Here is an 11,275-nt window from a genome sequence, read left to right on the forward strand (position 1 = left end):
TCTACAAAAGCTGCCACCATAAAGATGAATACGCCACCCTAGCTGTACCTCTCCTCAGTAATAATTGCTCTTATAGCAATTACTCTCATAAAGCGTCTAACGCTTTTTCTTGTGCGCATGCACTGCTTTAACGTTTGTATCATTATTCGATATATCTAGTGGATTATGAAGATTACACCACTAAAAAGTATGTTATGACGATAACTCGCTAACTATGATCGTTCACATTTTTATATTTATTATCTGACAGGTAATGGGCAAGGTACCTAAATAGAGACGTGCCTAGCTAGAGATGTGTCAGACTTTTTATGTGAGCTGATCTTAACTATTTTTTAGATGCTTTCCAATTAAATGTTTTCCAAATAATGATTAGATACCTCGTTTATGGACAGACTATAGCAGTTTCTAAAAACTGAGTTAAATATGTTAAATACAATTAAAGAGCATTGGCTATCCAATGCGCGCGGCGATGTCTTGGCTGGCATGGTCGTTGCTTTGGCGCTTATTCCTGAAGCAATTGCGTTTTCTATCATTGCAGGTGTCGATCCCCAAGTAGGGCTCTATGCCTCATTTTGTATCGCGGTAGTGATTGCGTTTGTCGGTGGTCGTCCAGCGATGATTTCAGCGGCGACTGGTGCAATGGCGTTATTGATGGTGACGCTGGTCAAAGACTATGGATTGCAGTATTTGTTAGCAGCCAGTGTGCTGACAGGTGTTATACAGATCATCTTTGGCTTCTTAAAGCTGGGCAATCTGATGAAATATGTGTCTCAATCTGTGGTGCTGGGCTTTATCAACGCCTTGGCTATTTTGATTTTTATGTCACAGGTTCCTGAGTTGATGCCGCAGGCAGGTTCAAACTTAGTACATGTTTATGGTCTTGTGGCATTAGGCCTCGTCGTTATCTATGGCTATCCATACATTCCAAAGATCGGTAAAGTGATTCCATCGCCATTGGTCAGTATTGTACTGGTCACGGTTGTAGCCATCTTACTAGGTGCAGAGGCTCGAACCATCAATGATATGGGGCAGCTACCTGATACCCTGCCGATGTTTTTGATACCTGATATCCCGTTGAACTTAGATACATTGATCATTATTTTTCCGTATTCTATCAGTTTGGCGATAGTTGGCTTGCTTGAGTCGATGATGACCATGACTATTGTAGATGATTTGACCGATACCAAAGGCGACCGTACGCAAGAGTGCAAGGGTCAAGGTATTGCTAATGTCGTTAGTAGCTTTTTTGGTGGAATGGCAGGCTGTGCGATGATTGGTCAGTCGATTATCAACGTCAAATCAGGTGGTTATACGCGTCTCTCTACCTTAGTAGCAGGTGTGTTTTTATTATTGATGGTAGTATTCTTAAGCGATTGGTTAAAGATTATTCCAATGGCTGCATTAGTCGCTGTGATGATTATGGTGTCTATTGGTACTTTTAACTGGGGCTCGTTTAAGGAGCTAAAAACCAAGCCGTTACAAAGCAATGTCGTCATGATTACGACTGTCGCTGTGGTGGTTGCGACGCATAACTTGGCCTATGGCGTATTGATCGGTGTATTGCTGTCAGCATTGTTCTTTGCCAATAAGATTGAGCGCTATATGAGTGTGCATAGCCACATGGATGCAGCATCGCAAACGCGTTATTATCAAGTTGATGGGCAAGTATTTTTTTCATCAGCAGAGCGTATGATTGACTCCTTTGATATTAAGGAATCTGTCTCTAACGTGGTGATTGATGTGTCGCGCGCGCATTTTTGGGATGTGACAGCAGTTGCTGCGATAGATAAAGTGATTATTAAATTTCGCCGCGAAGGCACTGAGGTAGAGCTCATTGGTTTGAACGAGGCGAGCCAAGCGATGATAGACAGTTTTGGTGTACATGATAAACCAGATGCTGAGCAAAGCCTAGGCGCACATTAACTTTGTATTAATAGTATCATATTCAAAAACACAAAAAAGCCGAGATTAACTCGGCTTTTTTATTGGTACTCATTCTGTTTTGATCTTAGTCATTTTCAAGGAACGAACGCAAGTGCTCAGAGCGTGACGGATGACGCAATTTACGCAGTGCTTTTGCCTCGATCTGACGGATACGCTCACGTGTCACATCGAACTGCTTACCGACTTCTTCCAATGTATGATCCGTTGGCATATCGATACCGAAACGCATTTTTAATACACGCGCTTCACGCTCAGTCAGGTTACCTAATACATCGCGAGTGGCTTCTTGTAGGCCAGCAGATGTCGCATCATCGACAGGGCTTGAGATCGTACCATCTTCAATGAAATCACCTAGATGTGAATCTTCATCATCACCGATAGGGGTTTCCATTGAGATAGGCTCTTTTGCAATCTTAAGCACTTTACGGACTTTGACTTCGTCCATCTCTAAACGTTCGCCCAATTCCTCAGGCGTTGGCTCGCGTCCCATTTCTTGTAGCAACTGACGTGAGACACGGTTTATCTTATTAATGGTCTCAATCATATGCACAGGAATACGAATGGTGCGCGCTTGGTCAGCGATAGAGCGGGTAATCGCCTGACGAATCCACCATGTCGCATAGGTCGAGAACTTATAACCACGGCGATATTCAAACTTATCAACCGCTTTCATCAGACCGATGTTACCTTCTTGAATCAGATCCAAGAACTGTAGACCACGGTTGGTGTATTTCTTAGCGATTGAGATAACCAAACGTAGGTTGGCTTCGACCATTTCTTTTTTGGCGCGGCGAGCTTTTGCTTCACCAACTGCCATACGGCGTGCCACGTCTTTCATGTCGTGGATTTTCATGTCGAGCTTTTGCTCGTAATCACGAATTCTACGTTGGAGTAGAATAACGTCGTCAGTGACTTTTTCTAACGTACCAGCAAAAGCAGGTTTGCCTTTGATACGCTCAATGAGCCAATCAACATTGGTTTCATTACTAGGGAAGGTTTTACGGAACTCATCGCGCGGCATACGACCACGGCGAATCACTAGACGCATGATTTGACGCTCTTGCTTACGGACGTCATCATAGACATCATGCATGATAGCCATAACTTGATCTGACAAGCGGTTGTTCAGTTTTAACATCATAAAGCGTTCTGCAAGCTGTGCATAAGCTTCATCCGCTTGTGCGCTGCCACGACCATAGTCGATTAAGGCTTGCTTGGCTTTGATAAATAGGTTTTCGATTTCTTCTAGACGCAAGCGTACTTCTTCTAGATCGATGCCGCTGGTTTCTTCTTCGGCTTCGTCATCTTGATCGTCGTCTTCGTCATCTTCATCATCGTCGTCAAGCGCCGTTTCTTTTGCTTTGACTGGTGGTGGGTTTTCTTTCTCTTCTTTGATACGCTCACGCTCTTCTTTCGCTGCTTCTTTTGCTTCTTGAGCAGCGATTTTATCTGCTTCGGTTTCAGGATCTAAGAAACCAGTGATGACATCAGAAAGATTTTTGTCGCCATCCTGTACTTTTTGATATTCATCGAGGACGAACTGTACCGTACCAGGCCAGTAAGACATGGCATGCTGTACGTCACGAATACCTTCTTCGATACGTTTGGCAATGGCAATCTCACCTTCACGGGTCAGTAGATCGACGGTACCCATTTCGCGCATATACATGCGTACAGGGTCAGTGGTGCGACCAGGCTCAGTTTCAACAGAGGCTAGTACTGCCGCCGCCTCATCTGCTGCCATGTCATCATCACTTGAATCATCGTTCATCAAGATGTCATCGGCATCAGGGGCAGATTCAAAGATTTTAATACCAACGTCAGTTAGCATTTGCACAATATCTTCGATCTGATCGCTTTCGGTAATAGAGTCGGGCAGTTGGTCATTCACCTCAGCATAGGTTAGATAACCTTGCTCTTTACCCATTTGGATTAAGGTGGCCAGTTGAGATGTGGACTTAGAAACTGACTTATCGTTCATAAATACTCGCTTACTTGCATCGGACATTTTTATATTGTGACGCGCTATCGCTGGCTGGGTGCGTTGATCTTATCAGTCGATTGATCAAAATGTGGCGTAGAGGTTGTCAATAATATCAAAAATGAGTGGATATGAATAAAGGCTCAAAACACTACAATAACAATGCTGAAAAACAGCTAAACATTAAAAAATACTTCAAAATAGTATTCGTTCAAAACTGCTAATTAAAAATAATACCTAAAATTTGTGCCTGACGATGCATGCTTATAATCTTTCACTAAGCAATGCTGCAAATATACAGCCGCATAGTTTAACACAGACCACAGTAATCAAGCACGAGACAGTGATATTTACCGACCATTTTCTACTGATTATTTGCTATCAGTTCAATGTTTAACATTATTTTGGATGCGGTTTTGACTACTCGGCATAATCATTAGTAGTGGGGGCAGCTGCTATACTTTTAAAGGGTTGATGTTTTATTTACAAAAATAAGGGTCAATACTAATATTCAATACTAAGATTGAACCGTGACCATTTGCGATGAGCGTTCGGCGTGTTGCGCACGTAGCCAGTTACTTAGATGCTGTGCTTGGATACGAACTATTGCTTGTTTGATATGGTCAGGATTTTTTATCAGCTCTTGCATTTTCTTTTTTATATTACGTTCGAGTAGTGAGCTTACTAACTCTTCTATCAAGTCATCAAGGCTTAGCACATTTCTGGTAGTTAATGCTCTATAAAACCCACCCCAGCTACTGCTTAAAGTGGTTTGGTTTGCTGGGTTGAGATTCGATAATACAAAATGTGCTGCTGCATTGGCGTCTGTTGGTAAGTACTTTAGGCAACGCTTTATGGTAGTGACCACGTCCAATAGCGCAGTATCTTGCAAGTCCTCCCATGCGATTGAACGTAATACATCGTCAGCGGCTTTTTGCTGAATATGAGCGGGTAGCTTTAAGTTAGTCAATCCTGACTGCTGCCAAATTGACTCAATCGGGTCTTCAAGCAATGCGCGTGGCTGGAATAAAAAACACAGCTGCAATTGCTGACTGATGGTCATGTCACCATCAAAATCTAGCAGCGCGTCTTTTGCCTCGACGTTTTGACTGCGCTTGCCGCCCAGCTTTTGATACACATCATTGTTCAGCAAGTACTTAAAGCTACTGCCTTTGGGCAATGCCATGGTTAATGAGCGTACTTGGGACATGAGCTTGGCTTTACCCTCTACCAAGGTCAGATCGTAACGCTCACTTAAATACGCAAAAATATACTGCGACAATGGCATGGCATTGGTGATCTGCTCACGCATGGCATCACTGCCCTGACTCTTGATAAAAGTATCAGGATCATGACCGTTAGGTAAGCTCAAAAACCTCAGCTCTTTGTCATCGGCCAATACAGGCAGGGCGACCTCTAGCGTGCGCCAAGCGGCTTTTTGTCCAGCGCTATCCCCATCGAAGCTGAGTGTTAGGGTAGGGTTCAGCGTCAGCAGTCGTGATATTTGGCTCTCGTTGATCGCTGTGCCCATAGAGGCAACAGCACCATAGATACCTGCCTGATAAAGGGCAATAACATCCATATAGCCTTCGACCACGAGCCAGTCATTGGCACGTTGCTGGCGAGACTCATAATAGCCATACAGCACATGCTGCTTATGAAAAACGGGTGAGTCAGATGAGTTGATGTATTTGGGCTTTACCTCGTCGTCTAGCGCTCGACCACCAAAGCCGATAGTACGGCCTTGATTGTCCCGAATCGGAAAGATGACTCGATCTCGTAATAGGTCGTAATCACGTCCTGATTCTGACTGACGCACTAAGCCTAACGCTTTGAGACCCTCGATATCCTGTGGGAACTGATGCTCGAGATGCTGCCAACCAAATGGCGCGTAGCCCAACCCAAATGTCTCAAAAATATCCTCAGTGATGCCACGCGATAAAAAATAATGCTTGGCATGTGGATGAGTAGTGAGATTGTGCTGATAAAACTGCTGAATTTGCTCTAATAAATCATAGAGGTTGCCATCTGTATTAGATTGGCTATCCATACCCTGTAGGTCGGCACCTTCATCGCTGCCGCTGAGCCAAGTTGGTGGATAGCTCGTATCGCCTTGATAGTCTGGACCGTAATTACCTGCATCATAAGCGTCTGCCGGATAAGGAACAGAGTCGTAGGCATCTAGTGGCGGATAGTCGTTGTAGCTATTTTCATCGTAACTAATCGGCGGTACATGGCTTTGTTCTAAACCGCTTTGGTTTGAGTTTTCTGGACTTAGGCTGCTTTGGTCGTTCGTGGCATTGGGTGCAGGCTGAGGTAGAATCGGCTTAGGAGCGGCAGGTTTGGGTACGCTACGCTGATAGCTGACGTTTTGCTGTTCTTCTTTGGGGACTTCAATACCGGTTTGCTTTGATAGCTCATTAACGGCCTCAATAAAGGTCAAGCCTTCATAATCGCGAAAAAAACTGATGGCATTACCACTGGCACCGCATCCAAAGCAATGATAGATGTTTTTTTGTGGATTGACATAAAATGAAGGAGATTTTTCGCCATGAAAAGGGCAACAGCCTTTATATTCATTACCTGCTCGTTTAAGCGTGGTATGACGCCCAATAATACTGATTAAGTCAGCTTGGCTATTTAATTGTTCAAGAATATGGTTTGGAATGCTCATACAAAAAACAGTTTACCATAGGTCAATCAGGTTGGAACACAAAGCGTGTTATAGAAACAGAAAAATAAGGCCAACATTATCGTTGACCTTATTTTTTTATGATACAGCATCTAAGTCACTTGTTATGAAGTACGAAAACGCATTTTATATAATGCAATAAGTCTTTGTTATTCATGTTAAGTGACTATAGATTAAGGGGCTATAGTTTGAAAAATTATAGCTTGAGAGATTATGGAACCATAGGAGCATCTTGGTTTGGTTGAGTGATGCCTACTGGTGGCTGACTGTTTTGCGGATTGCCGTTTGTACCACGTGCAGGCGCAACATTGGCAGCTGGCGCGTTAGCAGGAGCTGCATTGGCGCTAGGCAATCTTAGCTGATTGGCATTACGGATTATCTGAGTTTTGGTCGCACCATTATATTGACCTGTCCCTACTGATTTATCTTCTACGCTTGAGCGCCCCAGCTTTCCAAAGGTCAGTTTATTCAGCCAACTACTATCACGTTTGGTATCTAGCTTCACATTACCATTACTGGTTAACTGATTAGGATAGTTAATTTGTAATAGGGTTTTGTACTCATTTGATAGATCGGTTAGACCCAGTTTGTCATAACTATAGGCTAAGACAGTCAGGGCTTTTGGGATAGATTCACTGAGTGGGTAATATTGAAATACCCATTTAGCACGGTTGGCAGCGGCAACATAAGCCTCGCGCTCGATATACCAATTGGCAGCAGCCATCTCACTTTCAGCAAATTGATTGTAAATAAAAGTCATACGCTGTGCTGCATCTGGTGCATAAGGGCTGTTTGGGTATTTACCGACCAGCTCTTGAAAGTTAGCAAAGGCAATACGTAGATAGGCGGTATCGCGTTCAGCTTGATTGAGCTTGAACAGTTTAAAGCCTTCTGATGAACCCTCCATATTGGCCACACCGCGTACGTAGTAAGCATAGCTGATTTGTGGGTTAGAAGGGTATAGGCGGATAAATTGCTCAGCACTAGCCGCTGCCATTTCGTACTCACCACTCGCATATTGTGCATACATCATATCGAGTAATGCTTGTTCAGCGTACTGACTAGTAGGGTAAAAGGTACGCAGGTTGGTCAAGTCTTCAATAGACTGATTGTAATGACCTTGCTCAATCTGTTCGATGGCCTCGTTATAGTAACTTTGTTCAGATTTTTCAGCAGTTTCTACCGCCGTATCTTCTTCGCCGCCGCCACTCAGGTTCTTAAAAGTCTGACAACCCACTAGGCTGACACTTAGGGTAAGTAGGGTTATTGAGGACAGTTTGATAAACGTGTTGCCAACAGCTTGCATACTTCTTCTCCGACACAGGACGCATAATAACAGCAGCGTCATTATGCTATATAAAAGGTTAATAATAAAAAGCGATGATGGTGCTACCTCGTAACTGTCTGTTATTGATTATATTTATCGTTAAGCAGACTTATCATCAACATGATTTTTATTGAATGCGGTTTATTTTAATAGTGTACGAGGTCAAGATGACATCTCACTCTAAAGTGTGTTGAACATTAAGCAGTGCCTATGTGTGAATGTTCAACATCTTTTAATAAGAAAGTCATTTTTTAATTCAGTGCCATAGCATACAGCAAAATATACTCATACTTTATAGAATAACGTTTGCTTCGTCTATTTTTTCATCATATTCCATTTCAGTTCGGCATTTTAGCATGAGCGGCTATCACGAGCGATATCGAATGTCGCTGATACTGTTAAATATACAGTAAATTACAGCAATGTCATATTTGGGAGAGTTAATCATTGAGTCTTGGTGCAAGTAAGCTCTAAGTAAAAATGATAGATTAGGAATAGCTTCTATAGGGCTTAAGCACTTGGCATGGTACACTATCGTGATATTGCTGCCGTTTTTTTTGATGATGATTGCTTTCACGATGAGTGATAAATTAGCAATGGGCAGACTATTTTTTTGTAATTTTTTTTAAAAAGTTCTCTAATGACATCATGTTAAGGACTTTACTACGTACCCATTTATTATGAATAATAATGCTATGACCACCCATTTACCACCGAATCAGTCGTTAGATACTGATTCATCAGCACAAGAGTCACCGATGCCAAATGATGTTTTAAAAGATAGTGAGTTACCTGACAACAATCAGCCCACACCTGATGAGACAGTGCATGATGATGCAACGTCAATTGAAGCGGATTTATCAGAAACAGCGTTGCTAAATAGCGATGAAGACTGTGATGACATCGACGATAGCGATGATGAAACTTCAGGTGTAGGTCAAGCAGTGCCAGTCGTGATAGATCTGACCCACACGGTCACAGAAGATGAGTCAGGTCTGCGTATTGATAAAGTTGCCTCGCTAGCATTCAAAGATTTCTCGCGTGTGCAGATACAAGGTTGGATCACTGATGGCAATTTGCTCTATAACGGTAGTGTGCAAAAGCCAAAGGTTCGCGTCAAAGCCGATGATGTGTTGCATCTATCAGCGACGTTAGAGCAGCATAGTGAAGACCAACCAGAAAATATAGATATCGATGTTGTCTATGAAGATGATGAAGTGCTCGTTATCGACAAACCTGTCGGCATGGTCGTGCATCCTGGTGCGGGTAATCAAACCGGCACTTTGGTCAATGCGCTACTATATCACTATCCACAGCAGCACCATCTACCGCGCGCAGGTCTGGTGCATCGGATTGATAAGGATACCTCTGGATTATTACTCATCGGTAAAACAAAACCTTCTCAAATGGCACTGATGGAGCAGCTAAAAGACAAATCCGTATATCGCCATTATAAGTGTGTGGTCGCAGGTGATCAGGCAAGCCTGCTGCGCCACCGTCGCATCGATGCACCAATTGGTCGTCATCGCAATCAACGCACGAAAATGACAGTCATGACAGCAGGGCGTGAGGCGGTTACTCACTTATTAGATGTGACACCACTTAATGAAAACTATTGCCTTTTAGATGTAGGGCTTGAGACAGGGCGTACGCATCAAATTCGTGTGCACTTAAGTCATGTGACCTATCCGATCGTTGGTGATCGCGTTTATGGTGGGCGTCGCCAGTTACGTTCAGGTCTCACGGAAGCGCAGCGTCAAGCAATTAATAACTTCCCGCGTCAAGCGTTGCATGCTTATACTTTAGGGTTCGTGCATCCTACGACAGGTGAAGATGTGGAAGTGACCACGCCGCTACCAGAAGACATGCAAAAACTGATCGCTGTGTTAAGTGATGGCTATGATGACGAATAATCAGTCTGGTAAAGTTACTCATAAACCATGCTGTAACGCCCTGTCGTTGGCATAAAACCGATTCATAAAGATAGTGAATTTTGGCCATGATGAATACGATTCCAATGACGTTGCTTGCGCAAATTGATGATGTCGCTGTTTTTCAAACGGCTGCGTTTCCTAATGAGACGGTTCACTCGCTTGACTCAAGCAGCGAGTCTGCAGCACAGACAAGCGCATTGCAACCAGGTCAGGCGAGTTATGGTGAGCTTAATTTAGGGCTGCATGTCAATGACGATGCGGCAAAGGTCTTGCACAATCGCATGGGATTGTTGTCTGCTATTAATGCAAGCTTTATAAGCCTGTCATCGAAAAGTCTTCAAAATACGCCGATTAGACGTTTGCATTGGGTTAATCAAGTTCATGGTAGGCAGATTCACGATGTCGATGCGCCTGTCTTAAGCATGGCGCCCGTGGCAGCGGATGCGATGGTTAGTCAGCAATCAGGTATTGGATTGGCGATAATGACTGCCGACTGTGTGCCTGTTGTCTTATACCAGCCTGCAACTGGACAGATAGCAGCGATTCATGCAGGCTGGCAAGGACTGGCTTGTGGCGTGATTAAAGCGGCTGTAAATAGGTTTGATGACACGCTACCGATTAAGGCTTGGATAGGCGTGTGTATCAGTCAGGCGAATTACGAGGTGAGTGTAGATGTCCGTGATAAGCTATTAGCAGGGTGCAAAGAAAACCAAGCCCTGTCAGCAAGAGAGCTGGATGATTTTGTCGCATTATTTTCTATACCGTCTGCCAGTAGCAGTACTAATGGCAATGACAAAGTTAAGCTTGATTTGCCTAAGTTGGCTGCCATGCAGTTGGAAGCTGCCGGTGCTATGGTTATGAATGAGTTACCTGTTGACTGTAGTTATGCCGACAGTCGCTATTACTCTTATCGTCGCCAGACACATTTACAGCAACCTGCCACGGGACGTATGGCATTAGTAATTGCTCGTAACATACAGAGCAGTGATCAATAAATATCGACTCAACTCTAATAATCTAATTGATGACACGCTCTAGTTTAGTGAATAAAAAACAGCCGATTGAATCGGCTGTTTTTTTATTCTCGTATGGTTATCTTTATTAGCAGACTGAGTCATTAGATTTTGGTACTGACAATCCGAACACAGGACGTAAGTACAGAGCCAAGAAGGTGCCTGCCATGGCGAGTATGCCCCAAATATAGCCGTGTAAGCTGAAAGAAGCGATACCACCAAAATAAGCACCGATATTGCAACCAAATGCCAAGCGTGCACCATAGCCCATCATCAAGCCACCAATGACGGATGCTGCAAAATTACCCTTAGTGATTTTGGTGAACTTGAATAAGCCACCAGCCGCCGAAGCAATAAAAGCCCCAATAATAATGCCGAAGTTCA

At 43.5% G+C, this 11,275-nt stretch carries 7 protein-coding genes; 3 read left to right on the plus strand and 4 right to left on the minus strand.

Features of this window, described 5'->3' with window-relative positions:
* Positions 1–423 precede the first annotated feature (423 nt).
* Positions 424–1,923 (plus strand): SulP family inorganic anion transporter, encoded by a 1,500-nt coding sequence (locus tag ACT3SX_RS11060; protein WP_192519070.1) that lies wholly within the window; start codon positions 424–426, stop codon positions 1,921–1,923.
* An 85-nt stretch (positions 1,924–2,008) separates the two neighbouring features.
* Here the strand turns inward: ACT3SX_RS11060 and rpoD are convergent, their stop codons facing one another.
* From rpoD to ACT3SX_RS11075, 3 genes are all read right to left on the minus strand, one after another.
* The gene (gene rpoD, locus ACT3SX_RS11065; protein WP_442069877.1) at positions 2,009–3,925 is read right to left on the minus strand and encodes an RNA polymerase sigma factor RpoD; all 1,917 of its coding nucleotides are present in this window, start codon (positions 3,923–3,925) and stop codon (positions 2,009–2,011) included.
* Positions 3,926–4,442: 517 nt separating this feature from the next.
* A complete protein-coding gene (locus ACT3SX_RS11070; RefSeq protein ID WP_192519068.1) occupies positions 4,443–6,599 on the minus strand; it encodes a DNA primase in 2,157 nt (718 codons plus the stop codon).
* Between the two features lie 229 nt (positions 6,600–6,828).
* Entirely contained in the window at positions 6,829–7,923 is a 1,095-nt protein-coding gene (locus ACT3SX_RS11075; protein WP_192519067.1) for an outer membrane protein assembly factor BamD, read from the minus strand.
* Positions 7,924–8,639: 716 nt separating this feature from the next.
* Here ACT3SX_RS11075 and ACT3SX_RS11080 point away from each other — a divergent pair.
* Entirely contained in the window at positions 8,640–9,857 is a 1,218-nt protein-coding gene (locus ACT3SX_RS11080) for an RluA family pseudouridine synthase (protein WP_192519073.1), read from the plus strand.
* Between the two features lie 86 nt (positions 9,858–9,943).
* Complete coding sequence (locus ACT3SX_RS11085; RefSeq protein ID WP_192519066.1) at positions 9,944–10,873, plus strand: polyphenol oxidase family protein; 930 nt, start codon at positions 9,944–9,946, stop codon at positions 10,871–10,873.
* A gap of 106 nt (positions 10,874–10,979) precedes the next feature.
* On the opposite strand, the gene ACT3SX_RS11090 is transcribed toward ACT3SX_RS11085, so the two are convergent.
* Positions 10,980–11,275: YeeE/YedE thiosulfate transporter family protein (locus ACT3SX_RS11090; protein WP_442069879.1), on the minus strand; the 296-nt coding region annotated here is incomplete at its 5' end.

It is taken from the genome of Psychrobacter sp. AOP31-B2-9 (assembly GCF_052378005.1).
Taxonomy (GTDB): Bacteria; Pseudomonadota; Gammaproteobacteria; order Pseudomonadales; family Moraxellaceae; genus Psychrobacter.

Excerpts from the sequence above, each read along its gene's own strand:
- ACT3SX_RS11070 (WP_192519068.1), bottom strand. The coding sequence starts at position 6,599 with ATGAGCATTCCAAACCATATTCTTGAACAATTAAATAGCCAAGCTGAC.
- ACT3SX_RS11085 (WP_192519066.1), top strand. The coding sequence starts at position 9,944 with ATGATGAATACGATTCCAATGACGTTGCTTGCGCAAATTGATGATGTC.
- ACT3SX_RS11060 (WP_192519070.1), top strand. The coding sequence starts at position 424 with ATGTTAAATACAATTAAAGAGCATTGGCTATCCAATGCGCGCGGCGAT.
- rpoD (WP_442069877.1), bottom strand. The coding sequence starts at position 3,925 with ATGAACGATAAGTCAGTTTCTAAGTCCACATCTCAACTGGCCACCTTA.
- ACT3SX_RS11075 (WP_192519067.1), bottom strand. The coding sequence starts at position 7,923 with ATGCAAGCTGTTGGCAACACGTTTATCAAACTGTCCTCAATAACCCTA.
- ACT3SX_RS11080 (WP_192519073.1), top strand. The coding sequence starts at position 8,640 with ATGACCACCCATTTACCACCGAATCAGTCGTTAGATACTGATTCATCA.